The following is a 25,331-nucleotide window of genomic DNA, read 5'->3' as shown; positions in this document are numbered from 1 at the left end:
GTGGGGCTCGGGCTCAGCCGTTGAGCAGCGCGACGATGCGGTCGGGAAAGCGCTTTTCCACGAACAGGGTCCTGACCTCAGCGACGCTGAGATAGCGGTCCTTGCCTTCGCCCTTGCCCATGATGTCGAGCAGCACCGGCCACTCGCCGAGCATCAAGAGCGGATAGTAGCAGTGCAGGATCGCGTAGGACGGCGGATGCTCGTCCTTGGCGCGCTGGAAGTTCGCGGCCATGAACGTCTTGATCTCGGCCGCCGACAGCCCGCGTTCGACGCTGCCGTCGGGCGCCTTGTAGTCCGAGCCGAAGGTCGCGAGCCGCGCGATCTCGTCCTCATGCACGACGGCATGCTGATCGAGGATGCGCGAGCCAGCGCCGTGCTTGTCGAGCGGGCCGTTGCGCAATTCGTCGAGGATCGCGCCCTGCAACAGGCTGCGGACCTGGCTGAAGGGGCCGATGCCGTTGGCCATCTGCGCGACCATGAAGATCTTGGCGCCGGCGCTGAGCGCCGGAAGGCCGGTCTTGCCGGTGGCACGGTCGATGGTTTCGGTCAGCTTGGGCAGCGGCACGACATGGCCGCCGACATAGTCGCCGGCGACCAGCGCACGCAGGAACGGGCAGGGATTGTCAGGGGAAACCTGCGGGGCGGGTGCCGCGCTTGCAGCCGTATCGGACATCAAACCACATCCTGAAAAGCTTCAGCTTAAAAAGCATCCATTACCGGTGGATGAATTCGCTCAGGAATCAGCGGCGAATTTCGAGTTGGATGCAACCAGAGCGAGTTTGCCGAAGGGGAGGCCGGCTTTCAAGAGGCCATCGCGATAGAGCGCGATGTCGGCCGGGTTCTTCCAGTGGAAATTGCGCAAGTGACGTTCGACCGTCAGGTGGGGATGGTTGGCGAGCAGCGCCTCGGCCGCCTGCGCGGCTTCGTCGGCGCGGCCGAGCTGGGCGAGCGCGGCGGCGCGCACGGCGAGGCACTGCAGATGGTTCGGGTTGAGATACAGCCCCTCGCGCGACCACGACAGCGATGCGTCATATTGCCCGAGCAGATAATGGCTGAACGCGTTCAGCGCGGCCCATTGGTAGCGCGGATCGCTGTTGCCACGCTGGACCGCCGTCGAGAACAGATCGACCGCCTTGCGATGATCGCCGATCACCATATGGCAGATGCCGAGCACGCCGCGGGCGCCCATGTCGTAGGGGTTGAGCTCGATCGCCCGCTTGATGGCGTCCATCGCGGCTTCGTAGTGGCCCTGCATCGCATGCAGATAGGCCAGCAGCGAAAATGCGAACGAGGAGCGCGGGTCGAGCCGGACGCTGCTCTCGGCCAGGCTGACCGACGAGGCCCACAATTCGCGCGTGCTCGGAATCCAGCCGAACTGGACACTCTGGATCTGGATCAGCGCGAGATAGGCGCGCGCGATCGACAGCGCGGGGTCGAGCTCGATCGCCTCCTTGAACAGCGCGATCGCGGTTTCGCAATCGTCCTTGGTCTGGTGATAGTAGTGCGACAGACCTTTCAGGAAGCGATCCCACGCGGTCAGTTCGGCGTTCGGCGAGCGCGCCGGTGCCGAGGCCTCGGCACGGTAGATCTCCTGGGCCACCGCGGCGGAGAGGTTGGCGGTGATCTCGTCCTGCATCGCGAACAGGTCGCCCATGTCGCGGTCGTAGCGGCCGGTCCACAGCTGCTCGCCCTTCTCGGGCGCGATCAGCTCGGCGGAGACGCGGATCTTGTTGCCGGCGCGGCGCACCGAGCCCTGGATCAGATAGGTCGCGTCGATTTCGCGCGCGATCAGGCGGGTCGAAACGTTCTTGCCCTTATAGGCGAAGGTCGAGTTGCGGCTCAGCACGCGGTAGAAGGATTGCAGCGACAGCGCGTGGATCAGATCCTCGGTCAGGCCGTCAGAGAAATATTCGTCGGCGCCGCCGCTCAGATTGTCGAACGGCAGCACACCGACGATCGCGGTCCGGTATTGCCCCGGCAGATGCGGGCCGTCGTCCGGCGTCTTCTCCTGGAGATCGGATCCGGCCGGCGCCCAGGTCCAGACATGGACCGGTTCGGTGATGTTCTTGAAGCGGTGCGGGCCGGCATCGACCAGGCTGACGGCAAGCCGCCGCCCCGACTCGGTGCGGGCCTTGTCCGACACCGCGATGCCACCGGGCACGGCGACCGTCTCGAGGCGGACCGCGATGTTGACGTCGTCGCCGAACACCTCGTCCTCGTCGGCCATGACGTCGCCCATGTGGACGCCCATCCGGAAGTGCATGGCGCGGTCGGCCGGCAGATGTTCGTTGCGCTCGGCCATCAGGGTCTGCATCGCGACGGCAGCCTCGATCGCGCCGATGATGCTCGGAAATTCCAGCAGGAAGCCGTCGCCGGTGTTTTTGACGATGCGGCCGCCATGGTTGAGGATGATCGGGTAAATCGCGCTGCGGTGCGCCTTGAACGAGGCATGCGTCCCCGCCTCGTCGACACCCATCATGCGGGAATAGCCGGCGATATCAGCGCAAAGAATGGCAGCGAGCCGTCTTTCCATATCTCCTGTGCCCTGGAATTGGCCACTTAGCCGAGGTGACCGAATCCCATACTTACAAGACAGGCCGGGTCCGGCGGAAGCGCGGTTTACGGGCACCTATAATGCATAGTAGCAGGAATTGGCATGCGACCAACGGATCGTACAGTCCGTTTCTCTACTGAATTCGTGTGTCGCTGCGATGGCGCAGGTTGGCTGATCGTCCTTTCGGGTTCGTTACTTACATAGGTTAATGTGGCCGAGATGCTGGGAATTCACGAGCTTTGGCTGTTCGTCCTGTCCGGGTTGCTGCTCAACGTCACGCCGGGGCCGGATACCGCTTATATCATAGGGCGCACGATTCAGCACGGATGGCGCGGCGGAGCCGCTGCGGCGATCGGTATCAGCTGCGGCTGTTTGGTCCATGTGCTGGGCGCGGCGATCGGGCTGTCGGCGCTGCTGATGGCGTCGTCGACCGCGTTCCTGGCCGTCAAGCTGATCGGCGCGGCCTATCTGGTGCTGACCGGCCTGCAGATGCTGCTGTCGCGCGCCAAGCCGATCGCTGACATCGCCGGGCAGGGCGAAGAGACCTCGATCTCGCGTGTGTTCTGGCAGGGGGCGCTGACCAACATCCTGAACCCCAAGGTGGCGCTGTTCTTCCTGGCATTCCTGCCGCAATTCGTGGCGGCGGACTCAGCCCACAAGACGCTCGCCTTCCTGGTACTCGGGCTGATCTTCATCACCGGCGGCACGCTGTGGTGCCTTGGTCTCGCGGCCTTTGCGGCGCGGGCTGCCGGCCGCATCCGGCAATCGACCGGCGTGATCGCCTGGATCAACCGCTCGCTCGGCGCGCTCTTCATCTATCTCGGCGTCCGCGTCGCCATGCTGGAGGCGCGCTAGTGTCCCGAATCCGAGGTTCGTATCATTCGCCGCTCCTTCGGAGCGAACTTCGGATTCGATAAGGACACTAGCAAATTTATGATTCTAGTGTGCTTTATGAATGCGAAGTTCGTGAAAGCGGCTGCGCGAAATCGCACGAACTTCGCATTCAGCACACTAGCCGTTACTTGAGCGTGATCTCCGCGCAAACGCGTTCCGCGTTTGTCGCGAGGGAAAACCGCTTCGCACTTTTCCGGATCATGCTCTAGCCGTGGATCTTGAGCAGCGCGCTGCCGGCGAGATAGATGCCGAGCAGGATCATCGAGATCAGGAACCAACGGCGGAAGACGTCCGGCTGCATCCGTGTGCGAACCGCCTGGCCGATGAACATGCCGATGAACGATGCCACCATCGCGACCGCTCCCGGCAGCGCGGTGGCCGCGGTCAGCAGGCCCGAGGCCGTGAGGTTGAAGGCGAGTGCGATGGTCGCGGTTGTGAAGAAGACGCCGAGCGCCTGCACCAGTTCGTCCCGCTCCATGCCGATCGCCTGCATGAACGGCATCGAGGGAATGACCTGGACGCCGGTTGCCGCGGAGATCAGCCCGGTGATGACGCCGACGATGCCGCCGATCCATTTCTCGTCGCGCCGCCTGACCTTGAAGTTGAATCTGCTCAGGCCGACGATCGCGTAGATCACCAGCAGCGCGCCGAGCACGACGGTGCCGTAGGCCGCGTACGGCCCGGTCAATAGTCCGGCATTGATCCAGATTCCGACCACGGTGCCGAGCATCAGCGGCCACAGCCGCTTGAGGATGTCGCGCAAATAGGGGCCGACGAAGGTCTGCCAGATATTGGTGACGATCGCCGGCACGATCACGATCGCAATCGCCTGACCCGGCGCCATCGTGGTGGCTAGAAGTCCCATCGCGACCGTCGGCAGACCGAGGCCGAGTGTCCCTTTGACGAAGCCGGCGAGCAGGAAGGCGAAAGCGATGAAGATCAGGAGATGGTCGACCATGACTGCACATTGACCGATCGCGCCGATCGGCACAATCTGGAGGTTACGGAGTTAGCCTTCGGATCACGCGAAGGGCGGGGCGGGAAACGTCATGCGGTTCGACCTGATCGACTTGCAATTGTTCATCGCGGTTTCGGATGCACGCAGCATCACCCAGGGCGCGGCGCGCGCAAACCTTGCGCTAGCCTCGGCCAGCGAGCGGATCAAGGGGCTTGAGGAGGCGCTCGGCGTCGCGCTACTCAAGCGCGGCCGCCGTGGCGTCGAATTGACGGCGGCGGGCGAGAGCCTGCTCGGTCACGCGCGGATCGTGATGCATAATGTCGAGGCCTTGCAGAGCGATCTCGCCGCCTATGCCAGCGGCGTCCGCGCCAACGTGCTGCTGCTCGCCAACACCTCGGGCCTGTCGGAGCATCTGCCGCGGGCGCTGGCGGCGTTCCTGCACGAACATCCCGATATCAGCGTCGACGTCGAGGAGCGCGAGAGCACCGACATCGCGACCGCGATCGCCAGCGGCGCCGCCGATCTCGGCTTCGCCGCCGAGCACGCGCTGCCCGACAGCGTCGAACGCTTCCTGTTCAGCGAGGACCGCCTGATGCTGGTGGCATCACGCCGCAGCGATCTTGGCGGCCGCCGCCAGATCGACTTCCAGGAGGTGGTCGGCCGCGATTTCGTCGGCCTCACGGCGACGTCCGCGCTGCAGGTCCATATTTCGCGGCACGCGGCGAAGCTCGGGGCGCGGCTGCGCTTCCGCGCCCGCCTGCGCGGCTTCGACGCCATCTGCCAGATGGTCGCCGCCGATGTCGGCATCGCGGTGATCCCGGAAACCGCGGCGCGGCGCTGTGCGGCGGCGATGCCGATCACAACGATCAGGATCCGCGACGCCTGGGCCAACCGCCGGTTGACGATCTGCGCGCGCAGCTTCAAGGCACTGCCGCGCGCGGCCAAGCAGCTGGTGGAATATCTGCGGGCCGAAGCGCAGCGCTGACCGCGTGCTTACTTCGCCGTCACCACGCCGGCGTCCTGGATCACCTTCGCCCATTTCTTGATGTCGGCGGCAATGAAGCCGCGGAAATGCTCTGGGGTGTCGCCGACCAGTGTCAGGCCTTGCTCGGCGAGTTTTGTCTTGACCGTCGGATCAGCCATCGCATCGGTGGCGAGTTTGTTCAGCTTTGCGACGATCGCCGGCGGCGTTCCGGCGGGCGCAACCATGCCGTACCAGTTCTCGATGATCAGGTCGGGCATGCCGGCTTCCGCCGTGGTCGGCACGTCGGGCGCGGTCGGGGCGCGCTCGCGGCCGCCGAGCGCGATTCCGCGCAGCGTGCCCGCCTTGATCTGCGGCAGGATCACCGGCAGGTCGAGGAAGGTCATCTGCACCTGCTGACCCAACAGATCGTTCACCGCCGGCGCCGCGCCGCGATAGGGCACGTGCACGATGTCGATCTTCGCCGTCAGCTTGAACAATTCGCAGGCCAGATGCGGCAGGCTGCCGGGGCCGGAGGAGGCGAAGTTGAGCTTGCCCGGCTGCGCCTTGGCGAGCGCGACCAGCTCGCTCATGTTCCTTGCCGGCACGTCGGTGGCGACAACCAGCATCTCCGGCACGGTCGCGACCAGCGTCACCGGCGCGAGATCCTTCTGCGTGTCGTAGGCGACCTTTTCCATGCTCGGGCTGATCGCCAGCGCGCCGGCGCTCGCGATCGCAACCGTGTAGCCGTCGGGTGCAGCCTTCGCGACCGCATCGGTGCCGAGCACGCCGCCCTGGCCGGCGCGGTTGTCGACGATGACCGGCTGCTTCATCAGCTCCGAGATCTTCTGCCCGATCACCCGCGCGATGATGTCGTTCGGCCCGCCGGGCGGGAATGGCACGATCAGCCGGATCGGCTTGGTCGGGAACTCCTTGGCCGGGAGCTCCTGGGCGCCCGCGGTGACTGGCGCGAGAAGCAGGAGAATGGCTGCCAGCAGACTGCCGCAAATCGTCATGTGCGCCGATCCCTGACTTTTCTCGTTGCCGTGAGGATGGGCGCAGATCAATCGCCCGGCAACTCAAGAAATCAGGCGGGGCAAGGATCAGGCGTTGAGCAGCTTCATCGCGGCTTCGTGCACGCGCGGATCACCGGCTGCGATGATGCGGCCGCCGCCTTGTGCCGGCTTGCCGTCCCACGTGGTGACGACGCCGCCGGCGCCGGTGACGATCGGGATCAACCCGGCAATGTCGTAGGGTTTCAGCTCGGTCTCGACCACGAGGTCGAGATGGCCGGCCGCGAGCATGCAATAGGAGTAGCAATCGCCGCCGTAGCGCGACAGGCGCGCCGCGTGCTCGACGCGGCCGAAGCGGGCGCGGTCATCCGGATTCATCAGCAGCGGGCTCGTGGTGAAGACGGTCGCCTCCTTCAGCGAGGCGCAGCGCCGCACCGAGAGCCGCCGCTCGCCCGATGGCCCGGAGTAGTTCGCCGAGCCATTGTCGCCGGAGAAGCGCTCGCCGATATAGGGCTGGTGCATCATGCCGAATACCGGCGTACCTTTGTGCAGCAGCGCGATCAGCGTGCCCCAGATCGGAAAGCCGGCGATGAACGACTTCGTGCCGTCGATCGGATCGAGCACCCAGACATAGTCGGCATCTTCCCGCTCATTGCCGAACTCCTCGCCGACGATGCCGTGCTGGGGGAAGTTCGCCTTGATCAGCCGCCGCATCACGGCTTCGGCGGCCCGGTCGGCCTCGGTGACCGGATCGAAATCGCTCGAGCTCTTGTTGTCGACCGAGAGCGAGGTGCGGAAGAAGGGCAGGATGGTTTCGCCGGATGCGGTCGCGAGGCGGCCGATGAAGGCGGTAAAGTCGATGACCGTCACGGCATGTCCCTGAAATGCGCAAACGACGCGATAGAAACCGGATGTGCTCTTGCCTAGCTCAATCCCAGGCGGCGCGCACGATTAACGGAGCGTTATCCCAGCCTGATGCCGCGGTTCCGGACTTTCGATTCGGCTTCGATTCGAAAGTCTCCCTGGCTTCCGGGCGGATCACGAAGTTGCGAGTTCTGGTATACAGGCTATGCGCTGAACGCCGGCCGATCTCGATTTCTCACGTAAGATGTTGATATCAAACATCTTAATTTGGTCCGCCGGCCGTGTTGCAGTTTCGCCAGACTTACCAACATTACAGAAGAAATGTTTCGAAAGTTCTTGCGTTTTGTGCAGCGCGGTCGCATATTGTTGCGGTGCGGTAGCGCCTCGCGCTATCGCTGCCCTCCTTGGGCGTTTCCTCCCTAGACTTGGGCCGCTTGTTCATTCAAGCGGCCCTTTTTTCTTTGGGCCGTCATTTCTGCGAGTGAACTGAGAATCCAATTCGGCGCTTGTCGCATCGCCAGTTTGAATTCTTGGTTCATGTCTTCGTCGGCACCCGGTGCCGGTTGGCGAAATCGTCTACTCCGCTGCCGCCTGGAACGGGCCGAGATCCCCGAACGGAATTTTCGCGAGCGCATCCGCGAGCGTCGCAAAGTCGGCCGCCACCTGGGCGAAGCGCGGTGCGCGCTCGCGTTGGCGCTCATCCATATAGACCGCGCGGTTGAGCTCGATCTGCACCGTGTGCAGGCCGCTCGCCGGGTTGCCGTAATGCTCGGTGATGAAGCCGCCGGCATAGGGCTTGTTGCGGCCGACCGAATAGCCGAGCGAGCTCATGATCTCCTCGACCAGATCGGGCAGCAGCGGCGCGCAGCTCGTGCCGTAGCGGTCGCCGATCACGACGTCGGGCCGGCGCGGCTCGTCGCGCGATACCCCGACCGACGGCATCGAATGGCAATCGACCAAAATCACGGCACCGAACGCCTGGTGCGCCTTGTTGATCAGCCGGCGCAGTGCGCGGTGATAAGGCTTGTAGAGCACCTCGATGCGCCGCAGCGCCTCGTCGACGTCGAGCCGCTCGCGGTAGATCTCCTGCCCGTCGCCGACCACGCGCGGGATGGTGCCGAGGCCGCCGGCCACCCGCATCGAGCGCGTGTTGGCAAAGCTCGGCAGCCGCCCGGTGAACATGCGCGGGTCGAGCTCATAGGGTTCGCGGTTCACGTCGACATAGGAGCGCGGGAAGTTGACCCGGACGATCGGAAAGCCGCGATCGCTCACGCCCGCGATCAGCTCGTCCATGAAGGAGTCTTCGGAGCGGCGCAGCGACGCCACATCGATTCGCGATGCCTCGAGGAACTCGGCCGGGTAGACCGAGCCCGAATGCGGGGAATTGAAGATGATCGGCGCACGCCAGGCCTGCGGCTCAACGATCTCGAACGGGGGCGACAACTCGCCAACAAATTCGGTCATTCCCTTGGCGCCGTCCCTTGCGTCCGCCTCGCCCCGCAAGAACTGATTCTGCCGGAAAAGCGGAGATTTATGGGCGGGCATTGTCGGTAATCGCGATCATTCTGCCAAGTGAAAAGAGTGTGGCGCGGGCTGGAACGCGTCTTAAAGGCGGGAAATGCCGCACAAGGTTGATTCGATGCGTGGTTCGGTCCACAAATGGCTGGCGCGCATTTGCCGCTGGCTTGACGCAAATTTCACCCGAAATTTACCGTCTGTCGGGCTTACTGTTCGGACTGCTCCTCAAGCCGGATTCGACGATCCCTGCCATGCCGAAAATTCTTCTCGCCGAAGACGACACCGATATGCGCCGCTTTCTGGTCAAGGCGCTGGAAAACGCGGGTTTCAAGGTCTCGCCGCACGACAACGGCATGTCGGCCTATCAGCGGCTGCGCGAGGAGCCGTTCGAAATGCTGCTCACCGACATCGTGATGCCCGAGATGGACGGCATCGAGCTGGCGCGCCGTGCCTCGGAACTCGATCCCGATATCAAGATCATGTTCATCACCGGCTTCGCCGCGGTGGCCCTCAATTCCGATTCGGAGGCGCCGAAAAACGCCAAGGTGCTGGCCAAGCCCGTGCACCTCAGGGAATTGGTTAGCGAAGTGAATAAGTTGCTGGCGGCCTGATTCGCCAAAAAACCTTCACTTTGTATCCTTGCCTGCCCCGCCGCCGTCCGTTATAGGGACCCGATCCAAACACGGCTTTGGGTGCGTAGCTCAGCGGGAGAGCACTACCTTGACATGGTAGGGGTCACAGGTTCGATCCCTGTCGCACCCACCACGCTTCGCCCTGACGGGCTTCGCGTGGCGCAGCCACGCGGAGACCTTCAGGTCGAAGCGTGTCCGGCGTAGCTTGAGCTTGCGAAAGCGAAGACGGACTGTCGCCGCAAGCAAGCTGGTCCTATCGTTGCGCAGCGAGAGAAGGATGCCACGCCGAAGCCCAACGGGCGAAGGCGGGCCTTTGGCCGCGAGCTACGGCTCGGCAAGCCACGCTTCATGACCTTCTTGCTTCGGGCTTCGCGTGGCGCAGCCACGCGGAGACCTTCAGGTCGAAGCGTGTCCGGCGTAGCTTGAACGAAGTGAAAGCGAAGACGGACTGTCGCCGCGAGCTACGGCTCGGCAAGCCACGCTTCGCCCTGACGGCTGGCTTCTGGTTCAACCTCTCAAACAGCTTGCTCAGTGTCATCGCCCGCGCATGCGCCGCCGTTAGCTCCGTCATCCTGAGGAGCCGCGAAGCGGCGTCTCGAAGGATCGACGGTCACCAGCCGGGCCGTGCATCCTTCGAGGCTCGCTGCGCTCGCACCTCAGGATGACGGGATAGGCGTCACGCGAAACGGCGTCTAAAATATGAGGCCGCATTCTTGCGGCATGATCTGACCGAGTCCTGGCTTTCTTCTCGCGCCCTCCATTGAAGAGCGCGCAGGGAAGCCGGGTGCCGATCGCACCCACGGGACCGGTCAGTGCTGCAGGTTCCTGCCGCTCCAGGGTGAGGGCCGCGCCGGCGCGGCCGCGGCGCCGACCAGCGGACGCCGATTCCAGTCCAGCACGGAGTCGCTGTGCAGTTGCTCGACGACCCAGAGGAAATAAACCGAGGCCGGAATGCCGATCAGGTCGAAGACGAGCATCGATCCGCTGCCGTGGGTCGTGGCGTCAATGAGATGGATCAGCGCGCAGGAGAAGAAGACGCCCGCCAATGCCGCCCCTGACAGCGACCACACACCGGTCGCCAGATAGCGGCGCACCTGATGGTCAGCCAGGTACCAACCGACTAGGCCGTAGGTCACGGTAACGAACACATTGGCGTAGAACGTGGCCGAGGCGACGTCGATCCAGGTGCTCGGAGTCGCCACACGCGCGGCGAGATCGGCCGACGTGCAAAGGAACGGGATGTTTGCGCCGGGCTGGGCCATCGCCCAGGCCGCCAGCCAGCCTGCCGTGATGGCGAAGCCGCCGGCCAGCAACACCGCGCGATGCGGCGAGAGGGCGATCAATCGCTCGCCCTGCCCACCCAATATCGTCTCGAACCGCAGGAACACAAATGTCAAACCTGCCGGCAGCCCGAGCAGGGTGACGGCGAGCATCGACCAGGACACGCTCTCGCCCTGCAGCACCTGGAAGCCGTGCACCAGATGATGCGGGCCGCAGCTTGCAGCCATCATCGAAAATCCGATCCCGAAGCGGGACCAGCCGCGGTAACGATGCAGGCTGACCGTTTCCCAGGCCGACAAGACTCCAAGGCCCGCGTAAGCCAGCCCGATCGCCAGATTGCTGAGGCCGATGACGAGATACATCATCGCGAGACCGTCGCCTTGGTGCCCATGGGAGCCCCGATGTGATCAAGGAATTCGTCGATGAAATAATGATGGCCGCGCCGCACCGGTCCTTCCACAGGCTGCGCGGCGTGCAGCGCGCGTCCCGAACTCGGATGCCAGAGTGCCCTGGTCAGCATCGGCGCGATCTGTTCGGCGGCAACGGGCCGCGAAAAGAAATAGCCCTGGGCAACGTCGCAACCCATGCGGAGCAGCATTGCGGCCTGCTCACTCCGTTCCACGCCCTCGGCGATGGTGTGCTTGCCCATCGCGTAGGCCAGGCTCAGGATCGACGATACGATCGCCGTATCGCCGGGCTCGCTGCTGAGACCGTCGATGAAGCTACGGTCGATCTTCAGGACTTCGGCCGGCATGTCGCGCAGGCGCGACAGCGATGAGTGCTCGGTGCCGAAATCGTCGATCGCGACGAACACGCCGAGCTGCCGGATTTGATCGAGCACCTGGACGACTTCCTCCGGGGCGCTCATCATGACGCTTTCGGTGATTTCGAGACACAGAGCGGTCGGATCGATATTGGTGCTGGCGAGAACCTGGCGGAGCTCCTGGATGAAGGTCGGCTCCGCGATCTCGCGCGGCGACACGTTCACGGTCATGGCCAGCGGGCAGCCCGGCATCAGCCTCGTCCACTCGGCGAGCTGGCGACAGGATTCCTGCAGCACCTGCCGTCCGATCCTGACGATCAGCCCGCATTCCTCGGCGACAGGGATGAAGTCGGCGGGCGAGATGATGCCGCGCTCGGGATGCCGCCAGCGCACCAGCGCCTCGACGCCGACGACGCGTCCATCCTTCAGGCGGACCTGCGGCTGATACTCGACGAACAGCTGCGATTCCCGCAGCGCCGCCCGCAAATCGGATTCGATTTGAACGCGCTTCTCGGCGCGGGCATGCAGCTCGTCGTTGAACTCGGCCAATCGCGCACGGCCACGGACCTTTGCCGCATAGAGGGCGGTGTCCGCCTCGCGCAGCAATTGTTCGGCGCCCTTGGTGCCGGGCGCGCAGTGCGCGAGCCCCACGCTTGCCGATACCACGACTTCCTTGCCGGAGAGCAGGATCGGTTCCGCCAGCGCTGCAAGGATCCGCCTGCCGAGATCAGCTCCGGAGGAGCCCGAGGCGCGCGGATGGAGAACAACCATCTCGTCGCCGCCGAACCGGCTCGCCGTATCGTCCGGTCCGAGACAGGCAAGGATGCGGCGGGCCATTTCGGACAACACCTCGTCGCCGCTGCTATGGCCAAGTGAATCGTTGACCAGCTTGAAGTTGTCGAGATCGACGAACAGAACCGCGATCCGCGCGCCGTCATCGGCCTCGCGCGCCAGTTCAAGATCCAGCCGCTCGAGCAGCAGGCTGCGCGTCGGAAGTCCGGTCAGCTGGTCATGCGCGGCCGTGTGCATCAGGCGTGCAATGACGCCGCGCAGGCGCTCGACCTCCGAGCTTGTTCCGACCGACGGAACGGCGGAATCGCGCTCAACGCCCGAATGCCGTTCCCTGATTGCAGTTCCGAGCCGTATTGGGATATTCGGCCGCAGCCCAGCCATTCCCGTCCCCACTATCACTATAATATCCGGTGACGGTAGGCAGTTTGGAGTTTGCAAAAGGTTGCGTGAAGGCCGCCCGCGACTTTTGCGCGATAACGATTTGCAAGATGGTTACAAATCTACGACGGGCGCGCGGCCCATTTGTCGCGACTTTCGTCGAGGGCCAAACTGCCGCCGCGCCCACGCATGGCGATCCGGAACGGGCGTGGTTGAAGGCCAGCCGAATGGTTCCGGCTTCCGAGGCGGGCGGCCTTCCGGCTCAATTCGGCGGGGCTTCTGCTCGATCTTTACCAATGTGCGCTGCCGAGGGTCCTGGAGGTGGCTCGGACGGTGGGCTTGCGCCGTCGTGCAAATCGGTGATCCGCATCTCGACGATCACTGCGCCTCGGGCAATAAAGGGCAGGGAGCACAGCTTGCACAGGGCTCCTGGCGCGATCACGGAAGGTCGAAGGAGACATCGCAGTGCTCGATCATATCCTGAAGTTCATGACGCTCGGGACCATCATCGTCGGCATCACCGCGATCTACACGGCGCTGCACACCAACAACCGGCGTCTGGGCGCCGACATCTTCCTCAGATATTCCGAGCGCATATCCGATCTGCGGCGTCGCCTGCCAACGGCGGTGTTCCATGACGAGGGCACCGGCGGCGCCAATGAGATGACGCCGGACGAGCGCCGAATTGTGCATGAAATCATCTTCTCGATCTTCGAGCTCTATGAGCTCAAGGTGCACGGCTTCGTCCCGCCGGGAATCTGGAAGATCAGGGAGCCCGACATCGAACGGGTGCTCTCGCTGCCGGTCTTCCAGCAGGAGTTGGCGGTCGTGCAAGGCAGGTTCTCGAAGCATCCGCGCTTTGCGGCATGGCTCGACCGGATCGGGCAACACAAGGCATAGCCTGGCGGCGCGGATCGAGGACCGCATGCTCCGCCGCCGGCGTTGCAGGTGCCGGCGATCAGGCTCGCCCCGCCGGCATAGCGGGCGGGTCGACCTGCGAATGTAATGAGCCATCATTACTTTCCTCATCTCGACGTTCATATGAAAATGCCGCAGCGTGCCACGACGAGTGTGCCTCGTGCGGCGCACGTGATCCGTTCCCATCGATCGCATTGACGTCGCACGAGGTGGAATGCCGCATGATTAGGCAAGCGTCTTCAGGCGCGGTCGACGCGAATCCCGTGCGCCGGATTCGCGATGTGTCATGTACCGTGCTTAAGCTGCTGCGCTCTCGCGACATTCATTTCGTCTCTGCGCGAAGATCGAGAAATTTTTCTGAAGACACGGCGATGATGCGTTGCCCGATCGCATCGCATGGACGCAATCTTGGATTTCTTCGCGGCGCGCGTTGCCGCCGCTCTGGTTCTCGCTCAGATTGTTCTCTAGACCAGTCAGGCCGACTCGGCGACGGAGCTTCCGGGCCGGGTCCGGCAATGACGCGACAATGATGAATGCCATGTGTGAGCCCGACTGCCGCAGGACCCATCGGCCCTATCAGGAGCGGCCGGCGTAAGCGGGTGATGTCCGCATCCGAAAATGCTGCTTCCTTGTCCGCCTGAAAATCGCCTGCCCGCCAGCGGCCGGCGACGCAACCTTGGGAATGCGCCTCCGTTGAGACGACGTTCGTCGCGACAACCGGGGACGAAACTACATGCAAGAAGACGACAATAGGCCGGCGAGCGCAGCGAAGCTCCTGGAACAGGTTCCCTTGCCGCGCGAACCCCGGAACATCAGGGACATCGTCCCGGCGGTACCGCGGCTTTTCACGACACGACTCTATCCGCCGTCGGAACAGTTCGAGGTCTGGAAGACGCGGATGGCCTCGCTGATCGACGTCGCGCCGCCCGATGGCTACAGCCCAGCGCAGGGATTCGAGGTGGAGTACCTGACCTGCAACATGGCCGACGTCGTCTTCACGTCAGGACGCGTTGCCGATCAAACATTCGCGCGCGTCGTCGAGCCCTCGCAGGGCACGCCGGTCGATATCTGGTGGCTGTTCCGCCTGCGCTCCGGCGAAGCCCGCTTCGAAACCGCAGAGCGGCGGGTTCACGCCGGGCCAGGCGCGATGTTCCTGATCTCGCTCGACGACGATTTTCGCGGCAGCATCACCGACTATGATGGCCTGGTGCTCGCTTTGCCGCGCCGGTCATTCGCAGACGTCGCCGATCAGCTTAACGACGCCTGCAACATTCTGCTCTCGGGTAATCTGATCGAACTGCTGTCCGACTATCTCGACAGACTTGAAACGCGCCTGGTCCTGATGTCGCCGGAGGAGTTGAGGCAGGCGGGGCGAGCGACCGCGCAGATGATCGCCGCATGCATTCAGCTGTCCTCGGACCGGCTGGAGCAGGCGCGCGGCGCAATTGAATCGGTGCTGTTCGAGCGTGCACGTCTCTATATAGAGACGCATCTCGGCGACTTCGATCTGACGCCGGATCGCATTGCGCAGCAATTGCGGATCTCGCGCTCTGCCCTCTACCGTGCATTCGAGAACGTCGGCGGCGTCGCTGGATATATCCTGCGCAAGCGGCTGCGCGCGGCACATGCCGAACTGGTCGCATCCACCGACCGGCAGGTGCAGGAGATCGCCTATCGTCACGGCTTCAAGCTTGCGTCGGATTTCACGCGCGCGTTTCGCCGCGAATTCGGCGTCAGTCCGCGCGAGATGCGTGAACGCGTGCGACGCAGGTCAACTGCCGGTTGAAGATGCGCGGAATACCCCACGGTGCATCAAGCAAATCATTCAACTTGTGAGACGATCTGCGTGCTATTTGGACGGCCTGCTGAGTGACGTTGTCAAATATGTGTCTATCATTTTTGATATGACGACTCGGGGCACATTGATGGGGCAGTCGAGCGAGCGCTGGGTGGCAAGATGCGCTCGTTGAGTTCGACACATCGTTGGCCAGGACCGGAAGGCCGGCGCAGCTTGCGCGGTCTTCATATCTCCACATGCGTTCCCAAAGGACACGCATGTCGGTCCAGTCCGCGGCATGGCACCCCCGACGTCTGGATCAGATGTCACAAAAGGGGCGCACCATGGTTGTCGTACGCAACTCAACCGAATCGCTGAAGCGTCAAGGCCGCACCGGCTTCGTCCGGAGCTGGCTCGCATCGGGCGATGCGAACAGCCATTCGCTGCGGCGCCGGCTGATCGCGGTGCTCCGCCAGGCGCATCGCAGGCTCGGCGTGAAGCGCGATCGGCTGGGGCTTGGTTCGCTCGGCGCCGGCGGAGCGGTCTGCGCGTTGCTTGTCGTGATGGGAATCATGAGTCCGCAAGCGGCGTTCGCGCAGGTTGCCATCGGCAATGGTGTTTTGAGCAATCCCGCCAACTGCACCAATCCTACCGCTGCAACGGCAGGCAGCACGGCTATTGGTTGCGGCGCCCACGCTGCCGGCACCACCGCAACTGCCATTGGCGCTAATACCAATGCGAATGGCCAGAACTCCCTGGCAATCGGCGATTCCAACACCGCGACCGGCGATGGTTCGATCATCGTGGGCTATTCCAACTCTGTGAACGGCCTCAATGCGATCGGTATGGGTGTGTTTGCGAACGCGACCGGCACCAACGCCCTTGCCATAGGCGGGAACGCGCACTCCACCGGGGACGGATCCTCATCCTTCGGCGTCAACACCACTGCAAATGGTGTGGGTGCCTTGGCACTGGGCTCGACGGCGAGCGCCTCCGGTGGAGCCTCGATCGCCATTGGATTGTCATCCTCCGCCTCATCTTCAAACGGTTCGGGCACCGCCATCGGGGTCAGCGCCAAAGCAAACGCCGGAGCCGGCGGCGGGTCTCCAATCGCCATCGGCACGAATGCCAATGCCAGCGGGACCGCGCCTGCCGGCTTCACGTTCGAGGCTGTTGCGCTTGGCACCGGTTCAACCGCGACGGGGGCCTGGTCGACCAGCGTCGGCCCAAGCGCTTCAGCGACGGGCACGGGCTCCAGCGCTTTCGGCACGTCGGCCACGGCCTCGGCAAACCAGGCGACCGCAGTTGGTAACGGGGCGACCGCCTCCGCGACAGGGGCCGCATCCGTGGGATACCTCGCCAATGCCAGCGGCTCCAACGCCGCCGCCTTTGGCGTCCAGTCGGCCGCGTCGGGCATCAGTTCGTTGGCCGCCGGCAACCTCGCCAAGGCGTCGGCGGATTTCGCCGTCGCCTTGGGTAATCAGGCGCAGGCGCTGAGCACCGGAGGCTCGGTTGCAATCGGATCTGGCGCGATCGTCAACAGTGCAGCGACGGGCGGCATCGCACTCGGCAACAATGCGGCATCCGCCGGCATAAGTTCGATCGCGACCGGCGTTGGGGCCAGTGCCGCCGGCACGAGTTCGCTGGCGATAGGCACTACCTCAAATGCAAGTGCCGCCGCCAGCACTGCGGTTGGCAACACAGCCGTTGCCAGCGGTCAAAACTCCTCCTCATTCGGATCTGCAGCGAACGCGACAGGAGACAATTCTCTCGCGGCCGGCGTCAGCGCCAACGCCAGCGGGGTCGCCAGTACCGCGCTCGGCATCGGCGCCAAGGCGTCGGCTACAAGCGCCATCGCTATCGGTAACAATGCCGCGGCCAGTTCCGCCAACGCGGTGGCCTTGGGCACCAACGCGGTGGCGACCGGCGGCCAGGCGGTCTCGATCGGCGCGAACAACACCGCCTTTGGCAACGGCGCGGTGGCGATCGGCGACCCCAGCTATGCCAGCGGCACCGGCGCCTTCACCGGCGGCGCGAACAACATCGCCAACAGTGACGGCACGGCGAGCGCCACCGCCGCCAACCAGGCCAACGGCGCGGTCGCGATCGGCAACAACAACAAGGCGATCGGACAGGGCTCCGTGGCGCTCGGCAATGGCTCCACCGCGGGCGCCGCCGGACTTGCGGGCAATGTCGCACTGGGCAACGGCGCAACCGCAGCGGCAAAATCCGGCGATGTTGCGCTGGGGTCCGGCAGCGTCACGGCTGCTGCGGTCGGCACGCCAAATGCGGTGATCAACGGCACCACTTACAGCTTCGCCGGCACCACGCCCGGCTCGACCGTCAGCGTCGGCGCCGTTGGCGCCGAGCGCACCATCACCAATGTCGCTGCGGGACGGCTCAACAATGGGTCGACCGATGCGGTCAACGGTTCGCAGCTGTTTGCCACCAACCAGGCTGTCGACACCATTGGCACCACCGTCAACAACATCAACAATGGTGGCGGCATCAAATATTTCCACGCCAATTCGACGCTGGCCGATTCGTCCGCGGTGGGGACCGACTCGGTTGCGGTCGGCCCGGTGTCGACTGCGACCGGCGCCAACGCAATCTCGGTTGGTAACGCCTCGGCCGCCAGCGGCGACAATGCGATCGCCGCCGGCTACCAATCCACTGCATCGGCGCTCGACTCAGTGGCGTTGGGATACATCTCCAAGGCGACGGGCCAGTTCAGCACCGCGATCGGACCCAATGCCCAGGCCTCAGCCACGTCCAGCACCGCGATCGGCCAGAACTCGGTGGCCGCCGGCGTTCAGGCGTCCGCTCTCGGCGTCAATGCGAATGCCGGCGTCGCGAATGCCCTCGCGCTCGGCGCCAATGCCAACGCCTCGAACGCAAATGCGGTCGCGCTCGGCTCCGGCAGCGTCACCGCCGTCGCAGTCGGTACGCCCAACACCGTGATCAACGGCACCACCTACAGCTTCGCCGGCACGACACCGGGCTCGACCGTCAGCGTCGGCGCCGTTGGCGCCGAGCGCACCATCACCAACGTCGCTGCGGGGCGGCTCAACAACGGGTCGACGGATGCGGTCAACGGGTCGCAGCTGTTTGCCACCAACCAGGCGATCGAAAACATCAACACCGGTGGCGGCATCAAATATTTCCACGCCAATTCGACGCTGGCCGATTCGGCCGCGGTGGGGACCGACTCGGTTGCGGTCGGCCCGGTGTCGACTGCGACCGGCGCCAACGCAATCTCGGTTGGTAACGCCTCGGCCGCCAGCGGCGACAATGCGATCGCCGCCGGCTACCAATCGACTGCATCGGCGCTCGACTCAGTGGCGTTGGGATACATCTCCAAGGCGACGGGCCAGTTCAGCACCGCGATCGGACCCAATGCCCAGGCCTCAGCCACGTCCAGCACCGCGATCGGCCAGAACTCGGTGGCCGCCGGCGTTCAGGCGTCCGCTCTCGGCGTCAATGCGAATGCCGGCGTCGCGAATGCCCTCGCGCTCGGCGCCAATGCCAACGCCTCGAACGCAAATGCGGTCGCGCTCGGCTCCGGCAGCGTCACCGCCGTCGCAGTCGGTACGCCCAACACCGTGATCAACGGCACGACGTACAGCTTCGCCGGCACGACACCGGGCTCGACCGTCAGCGTCGGCGCCGTTGGCGCCGAGCGCACCATCACCAATGTCGCTGCGGGACGGCTCAACGACGGGTCGACGGATGCGATCAACGGCTCCCAGCTCTGGTCCACCAACCAGGCCGTGGACGGTCTCGCGACCACCGTCAACAACATCAACAATGGCGGCGGCATCAAGTATTTCCACGCCAATTCGACGCTGGCCGACTCGTCGGCCGCCGGAACGAATTCGGTTGCGATCGGGCCGGTGTCGACCGCGACCGGCAGCGGCTCGGTGTCGATCGGCAATGGCGCGACCGCTGCGAATGCCAACGACATCGCGCTCGGCTCCGGCAGCCAGACCACGACGGCGGTCGGCACGTCAGGCATCACCATCGGCACCACCGCCTACAGCTTCGCCGGCACGGCGCCGCTCTCGACCGTCAGCGTCGGCACGGTCGGCAGCGAACGCACCATCACCAACGTCGCCGCGGGACGGATCAGCAACGGCTCGACCGATGCGATCAACGGTTCGCAGCTGTTTGCCGCCACTTCGGCGATCGACAGCCTGTCGACCATCGTCAGCAACGGCCTGACGCATTATTACAGCGTCAACGACGGTGGCACCCAGCTGGCGAACTACACCAACAACGGTGCGACCGGTGCGAATTCGATGGCCGCCGGCATCGCCGCGTCGGCAACCGCCGCCAATTCCACGGCGCTCGGCTTCAATACCCAGGCGACGGTGGCCGGCGGCGTTGCGATCGGCTCGGGTTCGATCTCCAACCGCGCGCTCGCGCCGGCTTCCGGCACCATTGGCGGCACCATCATCCCCTACAACACCACCGATCTCGCGCTGCTCGGCGCGGTGTCGGTCGGCAATGCGACGAGCTATCGCCAGATCACCAATGTCGCCGACGGCACGCAGTCGAGTGACGCCGTCACCGTTCGGCAGCTGACCGGCGCACTGTCATCGTTCGCGACCACGACGACCAAATACTTCCACGCCAATTCGACGCTCGCCGACTCGCTTGCGGTCGGTAACAATTCCGTCGCGGTGGGGCCGCAGACCGTGGTCAATGGCGACAACGGCATCGGCATGGGATTTGGCGCGACCGTGCAGCAGACCGCACCCGGCGGCATTGCGATCGGCCAGAATTCGGTATCCAACTTCGCCGATTCGATCGCGTTCGGAACCAATGCGCAGGCCAGCGGCATCCAGTCGGTGTCGATCGGCGCCGGATCCCAGACCTCCAACCCGACCAGCGTTGCGCTCGGCCCGAATGCCAAGGCGACGGCACAGGCCGGCGACGTCGCGCTCGGTGCCAATTCGACCACACAGGCAGTGGTCGCGACCAAGAGCACCTCGATCGGCGGCACCACCTACAATTTCGCCGGCACGGCGCCGACCTCGACCGTCAGCGTCGGCAGCGCCGGGGCGGAACGCACCGTCACCAACGTCGCCGCGGGCCAGATCAGCGCCACCTCGACGGACGCGATCAACGGCTCGCAGCTCTGGGCCACCAACACCTCGCTCGATGCTCTCTATACCACGGTCAACAACATCTCGACCGGCAGCGGCGGCATCAAGTATTTCCACGCCAACTCCTCAGCGGCGGATTCCTCTGCCGTCGGTGCTGAGAGCGTCGCGATCGGACCGCAGTCGGTCGCAAGCGGGGCGAACGCGATCTCGATGGGCAACGGCTCGGCCGCGTCCGGCGACAATTCGGTCGCGATCGGCGCCGGCGCCAAGGCGACTTCGGCCAACTCGCTGGCGCTCGGTGCGAACTCGACCACCACGGCCAATCTGAGCGATGCGGCCTATACGCCCGTCGTCGGCAAGAGCGTCGCGGGGGTTGCGACCGGCGAAGTGTCGGTCGGCTCGTCCGGGGCCGAACGCCGCGTCACCAATGTTGCCGCGGGATCGGCTGCGACCGACGCGGTCAATGTGAGCCAGCTGCAGGCGGTCGCGTCGAGCTCGATCCGCTACGACACCGATGCTTCCGGCAACACCACCAACAAGGTGACGCTGAACAGCGGCAGCAGCGGGCCCGTGACCATCAGCAACGTGGCGGCGGGTGTCGCCGGTACTGATGCGGTCAACGTCAACCAGCTCAACAGCGCATTCCAGCAGCTCAACGGCCAGATCGGCGAGGTGCGGCAGGATGCCTGGCGCGCGGCGGCGATCGGCATGGCCGCCGCATCGCTGCGCTATGACGACCGGCCCGGCAAGATCAGCGCGTCGGCCGGCGGCGGCGTCTGGCGCAGCCAGGGCGCGCTCGCTTTCGGCATCGGCTACACCAGCGAGAACGGCCGGCTGCGCACCAACGCGGCAGCGACCACCGCCGGCAGCGAGTGGGGCGTCAGTGCCGGCGTGAGCCTGACGCTCAATTGACCCTGACGTCGACGAGGCGGCTAGCGTGTCTGGCTTTGGCGATCTGGCTCGGCGAGGCAGCGGGCGCAAGCGCGCAGGGCGCGCCGCCTCCCGCCTATGCCGTGAAGCCATCGGACGTCGTGGTGCCGGAAGGCGAGACGCTCGGCGAATTCAGGCGGATGATCCAGCCGTTCAAGAACTGGACCTTGATCTGCGACGAGAGCCTGAAATCGAAGCGCCGCGTCTGCAACATCACGCAATCGATCGTCAACGCGCAGGGCGCGGTTGCCTTCAACTGGTCGCTGATTGCGACCGCCGACGGCAAGCCGCTGATGGCGATGAGGGTTCCCGCAGCCGCCGGCGTCGGCGCGCAGATCGAGCTCGCAATGGGCGATAGTCCCGACCGCATCGTCGCGCAGACCGATCGCTGCGACGCCAGTTTCTGCTTTGCCACGATCGCGATCGGCAATGTGCTGAGGCGGCACATCCGCGCGGCGACGCCGTGCCTGGTGTCCTATCCGCTGCTGCAAGGCGGCCCGATCATGCTGGAGGCGCCGCTCGACGGACTGTCCGGCGTGCTGGCGAAGCTGAAATGACACAACAGTGTTTTCGAGCGAAGTGGATGCCGGGTCGCGTGAAGAAAGCGCGTCATAACGAGAATCCGGAGCCCCGTTCCGATTCAATCGGAACGGAAGAGGCTCCAGGAGAGGTATGCGGACCCGGCATTCGGAGATCCGCATCGAGCTGCAGGACAGGAAGATGAAAACGCCGATGCGATTGAAGACCCCCATCCTGATTTCCGCGGCGGTCGTCGTGGCGGCGCTCAGTGCGGCCGGCGTCGTCGGATATGCCCAGCAGATGGAGCCGGCGCAGGCGCAGCCGATGCCGCTGCAGCAAGGGACGCCTGCGCCGGCCAGGAAGCCTGCCGCTGCTGCGAAGCCGCAGCCGCACAAACAACGTCCGCAGGAGGCGCAGACGCCATCGGCGGCCGCGGCATCCGTTCCGCCACAGCAAGCGGGGCAGCAGCCGACCGTGTTCGACGAGCATGCACGGCAGGGCAACATCGCGACCTGCGCCAATCTGTTCGGGTTGCTCGGCCGCGGTCTGGCGACGAACTCCAACTACACCGCGCAGTCGCAGTGGGATGCCAAGGCCGGCAATTCGCATTCGGTGCAGTCGCTGGTCGCGCTTGCGCCAAACCAGGCGCCCCAGGGTAGCGCTGCCCAGCGCGCCGCGGGCATCGTGTTTGCCGCGCCGGTCGGGTCGTCCTGCGAAGGCAATCTGGTGCGGGTGACGCCGAGCGCGGAGAGCTGCCCGACCGTTGCTGCGGAGCTCGCCAAGCTCAACGGGCAGAACGGCGCGCTCGGTGACCTCGCGACGATCGCGCTGCCGAACGGCGCGCAGGTGGTGCTGATTCCGTTCGGCAACGCCTGCGTCGCGGTAACCGCGCTCCGGGTCGCCGGATAACGCGGCCGCCTCCTCGCATACATGACGCCGCCCGATCAGAGAACGTAGCCGCCGTCGATGGTGATGCTGGTGCCCGTGATCAGGCTCGCGCCAGTGCCTGCCAGAAAGCAGACCGCCGATGCGACGTCGTCCGGACTGTTCAGGCGGCGCAACGGAATCCTCTCCTTCAGCCAATCGGCCATGCCGGCGGTCATGTCCGTTTCCGTCGGTCCCGGCTGCAGATTGTTGACCGTGATCTGCCGCGGGGCCAGGTCGAGCGCTGCGGTCTTCACGAGTGAGGCGACCGCCGCCTTCGTCATCGCATAGGCGCTACCGCCGGCGGCGCCGGTCCTGATGGCCGTGTTGCTTCCGATCGTGATGATCCGCCCGCCGTCACGCATGGCGGCTGTGGAGGCCTGCATCGCCAGAAACACGCCGCGAATGTTCACATTGAGCAGCAGATCGAGATCGTCGGGATTGAATGACTCGATCGATCCGAGACGAAGCACGCCCGCATTGATGACCACGACATCAAGCAGTCCGAGCTGATCGGTGGTCTCTGCGACGGCGCGCCGGATCGCGGCGGGATCGCCGCTGTCGGCGTGGATCGCGATTGCCTTGCCTCCCGCTCCGGAAACTGCGTCGCACACCTCGCGTGCCTTGTCGGGCCTGCTCACATAGGTGAGGGCGACCGAGAACCTCTCCTCCGCAAGGCGCTTGGCAATCGCGGCGCCGATCCCCCGCGAGCCACCGAATATGAGGGCGGTACGTGGTCTCTCCGATCTCGTGTCGATCATTTCCGTATCTCCTGTTTATTGGAATGTTTATTCCAGAATAGACCAAAAAAACTCATGCGAGTGCGCGCAGCGCCAGCTGTCCGAGTGCTCGTAATCGCCGCTGGCCGGCGCCACCGCGAGCGGCGACCCGGATCCCTGCGAACGATGCGTGGAGGAATTCGGTCGCGCTCGACGGATCGATTTCCGCCGCCACGTCTCCCTGCGCCTGAGCTTCGCGGATTCGCGCCACGATCGCCTTGGTCAGCGCGCGTCCCGAACCGTCACGAACAGCAGTAAGCTCCGGCTTGGCGGTGCCGAATTCGCAGATCGAATTGACGCCAAGACACGCCTCCGCTGCGTCGTCCACCACGCGCCCGACCATGGCGCGAAGGCCGTCGAGCGCGCGCTGCTCGCTTGCCAGGGCTGACAAATGTGCCTCGGTCTCCCGGGCGGCATAGCGCTGCACCGCGGCAAGATACAGCTGCCACTTGTCGCCGAACGTGTCGTAAAGGCTTTGCCGGCCGATGCCGAGCGTCCGCACCAGCATTTCCGCCGACGTGCCCTCATAGCCGTGTTCGCGGAATACGCCGATCGCGGCATCGAGCGCCTCTTCCGCAATGAATTCCTTTGGTCTTGCCATTGCTTGGAAATGACAGATTTGGAATGATCAGTCAAGAATGGCTGACATCACGGCCGCGTGCGCGATCCTCCGCGGCTGCCCGCTAACATCTTGGCGATCAGCCATCATAGGGCTGGATTTCCGGCTCCGGATCGTCAATTCTGATTTGGAACTTACCATCCGTGCCAAACGCGGAGGAGATGTCCCATGGAGGAAGTGCGTCCGGAGCGGTTTGTCCGCAAGGTCGGCGGTGAGCTTGTGTCATCCGTCATCGCGCGATCAGAGCCGATCAGGGTCGAGCTGCTTAGCCGGACCTCGCGGCCCCGCATGAACTGGCACTTCCGCCAGCCTGAGCTGACGTTGTTCTGGTTCCGCAACGGCTGCTCGCGGTTGCAGGCCACGATCAACGGCCGTCCCGTCGAATATGAGTTCTCCAGGGCGGCCAATCTCGCACTGTTTCCCGCCGGTACCGAGATCGAGGGCGAGTGGTCGGTCGGGCCTGCGTTCGACTATGTCGTCGTCTTCCTCGACCCAAAATTCGTGCAGAGCCGTCTCAATGGCTTGATCGAAACATCAGCGATTGCGTTCGGCCATCACCAGCTCTGTCGCGGTCTCTCCGAGCTTTGCCAGGAAGCGACCACGCCGGACAATCTGTTCGATCTGTTCGCCGAAGGCTGGGCCAGCCAGGCGCTGGCCCATATGGCGCGGCTGTCGCGCGGCGCGGAACCGGCGAAGGCGCCGAGCCGTGGCGGACTGCCGGCGCTCAAGCTGCGGAGGATCGAGGCGTTCGTCCGGGCCAATCTTGGCGAGACGATCTCGTTGTCGGCACTGTCAGATGTTGCCGGCCTGAGCAAGCGGCATTTCCTGCGCGCGTTCCAGGAGAGCATGGGCACCAGCCCGCATCGCTATGTGCTCGGCCTGCGGATCGAAACCGCCAAGCGTCGCCTCAGCGACACCGATGAGAGCCTGACCAGCATCGCACTGGCGTCGGGATTCAGTCACGCCCAGCATTTCTCGTCGACGTTCAGGCAAGCCACGGGTGTCAGCCCGTCCGTGTTCCGGCAGCAGGGCCGGACGTGAGTTTCGGCGCTTTTTTGCAAGTCGGGGCGCTTTCCCGCAAGCGCCGGCGCACGGTCCGTCGTATGCCGAGGTTGCGTCCAAGGTTTGGTCGCGTCCGCGCATTGGAGA

The 25,331-nt window shown here is 64.7% G+C and carries 20 protein-coding genes and 1 tRNA gene; 10 read left to right on the top strand and 11 right to left on the bottom strand.

Annotated elements, in window-relative coordinates:
- Positions 1–13: 13 nt before the first annotated feature.
- Entirely contained in the window at positions 14–673 is a 660-nt protein-coding gene (locus tag ACE10Z_RS39045; protein WP_375785437.1) for a hypothetical protein, read from the bottom strand.
- Between the two features lie 60 nt (positions 674–733).
- Positions 734–2,533, bottom strand: a complete 1,800-nt coding sequence (locus tag ACE10Z_RS39040; RefSeq protein WP_375785436.1) for an adenylate/guanylate cyclase domain-containing protein — start codon at positions 2,531–2,533, stop codon at positions 734–736.
- A gap of 240 nt (positions 2,534–2,773) precedes the next feature.
- Between ACE10Z_RS39040 and ACE10Z_RS39035 the strand changes: the two genes are divergently transcribed.
- On the top strand, positions 2,774–3,409 hold the full coding sequence (locus tag ACE10Z_RS39035) for a LysE family translocator (RefSeq protein ID WP_375785435.1): 636 nt from the start codon (positions 2,774–2,776) through the stop codon (positions 3,407–3,409).
- A gap of 244 nt (positions 3,410–3,653) precedes the next feature.
- Here the strand turns inward: ACE10Z_RS39035 and ACE10Z_RS39030 are convergent, their stop codons facing one another.
- Entirely contained in the window at positions 3,654–4,406 is a 753-nt protein-coding gene (locus ACE10Z_RS39030) for a sulfite exporter TauE/SafE family protein (protein WP_375785434.1), read from the bottom strand.
- Between the two features lie 91 nt (positions 4,407–4,497).
- On the opposite strand from ACE10Z_RS39030, the gene ACE10Z_RS39025 reads away from it, so the two are divergent.
- Complete coding sequence (locus ACE10Z_RS39025; RefSeq protein WP_176529113.1) at positions 4,498–5,391, top strand: LysR family transcriptional regulator; 894 nt, start codon at positions 4,498–4,500, stop codon at positions 5,389–5,391.
- 8 nt (positions 5,392–5,399) lie between these two features.
- Here the strand turns inward: ACE10Z_RS39025 and ACE10Z_RS39020 are convergent, their stop codons facing one another.
- The 3 genes from ACE10Z_RS39020 to ACE10Z_RS39010 form a co-directional block, all read right to left on the bottom strand.
- Positions 5,400–6,383: a tripartite tricarboxylate transporter substrate binding protein gene (locus ACE10Z_RS39020; protein ID WP_375785433.1), complete on the bottom strand. Its 984-nt coding sequence runs from the start codon at positions 6,381–6,383 to the stop codon at positions 5,400–5,402.
- An 87-nt stretch (positions 6,384–6,470) separates the two neighbouring features.
- On the bottom strand, positions 6,471–7,250 hold the full coding sequence (hisN, locus tag ACE10Z_RS39015; protein WP_375785432.1) for a histidinol-phosphatase: 780 nt from the start codon (positions 7,248–7,250) through the stop codon (positions 6,471–6,473).
- A gap of 570 nt (positions 7,251–7,820) precedes the next feature.
- The gene (locus tag ACE10Z_RS39010) at positions 7,821–8,708 is read right to left on the bottom strand and encodes an N-formylglutamate amidohydrolase (protein ID WP_375785431.1); all 888 of its coding nucleotides are present in this window, start codon (positions 8,706–8,708) and stop codon (positions 7,821–7,823) included.
- 305 nt (positions 8,709–9,013) lie between these two features.
- Here ACE10Z_RS39010 and cpdR point away from each other — a divergent pair, with 305 nt between their 5' ends.
- Together cpdR and ACE10Z_RS39000 are read left to right on the top strand one after the other, a co-directional pair.
- Positions 9,014–9,373, top strand: a complete 360-nt coding sequence (cpdR, locus tag ACE10Z_RS39005) for a cell cycle two-component system response regulator CpdR (RefSeq protein WP_016843340.1) — start codon at positions 9,014–9,016, stop codon at positions 9,371–9,373.
- A gap of 79 nt (positions 9,374–9,452) precedes the next feature.
- Positions 9,453–9,527 (top strand) — tRNA-Val (locus tag ACE10Z_RS39000).
- Between the two features lie 676 nt (positions 9,528–10,203).
- Here the strand turns inward: ACE10Z_RS39000 and ACE10Z_RS38995 are convergent.
- A complete protein-coding gene (locus tag ACE10Z_RS38995; protein ID WP_375785430.1) occupies positions 10,204–11,040 on the bottom strand; it encodes a hypothetical protein in 837 nt (278 codons plus the stop codon).
- Positions 11,037–12,611, bottom strand: coding sequence for a putative bifunctional diguanylate cyclase/phosphodiesterase (locus tag ACE10Z_RS38990; protein WP_375785429.1), 1,575 nt, complete (start codon positions 12,609–12,611; stop codon positions 11,037–11,039). The genes ACE10Z_RS38995 and ACE10Z_RS38990 overlap by 4 nt, the downstream gene beginning before the upstream one ends.
- A gap of 462 nt (positions 12,612–13,073) precedes the next feature.
- Between ACE10Z_RS38990 and ACE10Z_RS38985 the strand changes: the two genes are divergently transcribed.
- On the top strand, positions 13,074–13,508 hold the full coding sequence (locus ACE10Z_RS38985) for a hypothetical protein (RefSeq protein ID WP_375785428.1): 435 nt from the start codon (positions 13,074–13,076) through the stop codon (positions 13,506–13,508).
- 315 nt (positions 13,509–13,823) lie between these two features.
- Here ACE10Z_RS38985 and ACE10Z_RS38980 read toward each other — a convergent pair whose 3' ends face one another.
- Positions 13,824–14,066: a hypothetical protein gene (locus tag ACE10Z_RS38980; protein WP_375785427.1), complete on the bottom strand. Its 243-nt coding sequence runs from the start codon at positions 14,064–14,066 to the stop codon at positions 13,824–13,826.
- A 193-nt stretch (positions 14,067–14,259) separates the two neighbouring features.
- On the opposite strand from ACE10Z_RS38980, the gene ACE10Z_RS38975 reads away from it, so the two are divergent.
- From ACE10Z_RS38975 to ACE10Z_RS38960, 4 genes are all read left to right on the top strand, one after another.
- Positions 14,260–15,312 (top strand): helix-turn-helix domain-containing protein, encoded by a 1,053-nt coding sequence (locus ACE10Z_RS38975; protein ID WP_375785426.1) that lies wholly within the window; start codon positions 14,260–14,262, stop codon positions 15,310–15,312.
- Positions 15,313–15,647: 335 nt separating this feature from the next.
- Positions 15,648–21,323, top strand: coding sequence for a beta strand repeat-containing protein (locus ACE10Z_RS38970; protein ID WP_375785425.1), 5,676 nt, complete (start codon positions 15,648–15,650; stop codon positions 21,321–21,323).
- A 35-nt stretch (positions 21,324–21,358) separates the two neighbouring features.
- The gene (locus tag ACE10Z_RS38965; protein WP_375785424.1) at positions 21,359–21,898 is read left to right on the top strand and encodes an invasion associated locus B family protein; all 540 of its coding nucleotides are present in this window, start codon (positions 21,359–21,361) and stop codon (positions 21,896–21,898) included.
- Between the two features lie 163 nt (positions 21,899–22,061).
- Entirely contained in the window at positions 22,062–22,769 is a 708-nt protein-coding gene (locus tag ACE10Z_RS38960; RefSeq protein WP_375785423.1) for a hypothetical protein, read from the top strand.
- Between the two features lie 35 nt (positions 22,770–22,804).
- Here ACE10Z_RS38960 and ACE10Z_RS38955 read toward each other — a convergent pair whose 3' ends face one another.
- Entirely contained in the window at positions 22,805–23,545 is a 741-nt protein-coding gene (locus tag ACE10Z_RS38955) for an SDR family oxidoreductase (RefSeq protein ID WP_375785422.1), read from the bottom strand.
- A gap of 52 nt (positions 23,546–23,597) precedes the next feature.
- A complete protein-coding gene (locus ACE10Z_RS38950; protein ID WP_375785421.1) occupies positions 23,598–24,164 on the bottom strand; it encodes a TetR/AcrR family transcriptional regulator in 567 nt (188 codons plus the stop codon).
- 186 nt (positions 24,165–24,350) lie between these two features.
- On the opposite strand from ACE10Z_RS38950, the gene ACE10Z_RS38945 reads away from it, so the two are divergent.
- Entirely contained in the window at positions 24,351–25,223 is an 873-nt protein-coding gene (locus tag ACE10Z_RS38945) for a helix-turn-helix domain-containing protein (protein WP_375785420.1), read from the top strand.
- Positions 25,224–25,331: the final 108 nt, after the last annotated feature.

The sequence above is a fragment of the Bradyrhizobium sp. Pha-3 genome (genome assembly GCF_042258615.1).
In the GTDB taxonomy this organism is placed as follows: Bacteria; Pseudomonadota; Alphaproteobacteria; order Rhizobiales; family Xanthobacteraceae; genus Bradyrhizobium.
This window is presented reverse-complemented; position numbering and strand designations above follow the sequence as displayed.

Bases quoted from the DNA above. Each gene is read 5' to 3' on its own strand.
- ACE10Z_RS39045 (WP_375785437.1), bottom strand. From the start codon at position 673: ATGTCCGATACGGCTGCAAGCGCGGCACCCGCCCCGCAGGTTTCCCCT.
- ACE10Z_RS39040 (WP_375785436.1), bottom strand. From the start codon at position 2,533: ATGGAAAGACGGCTCGCTGCCATTCTTTGCGCTGATATCGCCGGCTAT.
- ACE10Z_RS39035 (WP_375785435.1), top strand. From the start codon at position 2,774: ATGCTGGGAATTCACGAGCTTTGGCTGTTCGTCCTGTCCGGGTTGCTG.
- ACE10Z_RS39030 (WP_375785434.1), bottom strand. From the start codon at position 4,406: ATGGTCGACCATCTCCTGATCTTCATCGCTTTCGCCTTCCTGCTCGCC.
- ACE10Z_RS39025 (WP_176529113.1), top strand. From the start codon at position 4,498: ATGCGGTTCGACCTGATCGACTTGCAATTGTTCATCGCGGTTTCGGAT.
- ACE10Z_RS39020 (WP_375785433.1), bottom strand. From the start codon at position 6,383: ATGACGATTTGCGGCAGTCTGCTGGCAGCCATTCTCCTGCTTCTCGCG.
- ACE10Z_RS39010 (WP_375785431.1), bottom strand. From the start codon at position 8,708: ATGACCGAATTTGTTGGCGAGTTGTCGCCCCCGTTCGAGATCGTTGAG.
- cpdR (WP_016843340.1), top strand. From the start codon at position 9,014: ATGCCGAAAATTCTTCTCGCCGAAGACGACACCGATATGCGCCGCTTT.
- ACE10Z_RS38995 (WP_375785430.1), bottom strand. From the start codon at position 11,040: ATGATGTATCTCGTCATCGGCCTCAGCAATCTGGCGATCGGGCTGGCT.
- ACE10Z_RS38990 (WP_375785429.1), bottom strand. From the start codon at position 12,611: ATGGCTGGGCTGCGGCCGAATATCCCAATACGGCTCGGAACTGCAATC.
- ACE10Z_RS38980 (WP_375785427.1), bottom strand. From the start codon at position 14,066: ATGGCATTCATCATTGTCGCGTCATTGCCGGACCCGGCCCGGAAGCTC.
- ACE10Z_RS38975 (WP_375785426.1), top strand. From the start codon at position 14,260: ATGCAAGAAGACGACAATAGGCCGGCGAGCGCAGCGAAGCTCCTGGAA.
- ACE10Z_RS38970 (WP_375785425.1), top strand. From the start codon at position 15,648: ATGGTTGTCGTACGCAACTCAACCGAATCGCTGAAGCGTCAAGGCCGC.
- ACE10Z_RS38960 (WP_375785423.1), top strand. From the start codon at position 22,062: ATGAAAACGCCGATGCGATTGAAGACCCCCATCCTGATTTCCGCGGCG.
- ACE10Z_RS38955 (WP_375785422.1), bottom strand. From the start codon at position 23,545: ATGATCGACACGAGATCGGAGAGACCACGTACCGCCCTCATATTCGGT.
- ACE10Z_RS38950 (WP_375785421.1), bottom strand. From the start codon at position 24,164: ATGGCAAGACCAAAGGAATTCATTGCGGAAGAGGCGCTCGATGCCGCG.
- ACE10Z_RS38945 (WP_375785420.1), top strand. From the start codon at position 24,351: ATGGAGGAAGTGCGTCCGGAGCGGTTTGTCCGCAAGGTCGGCGGTGAG.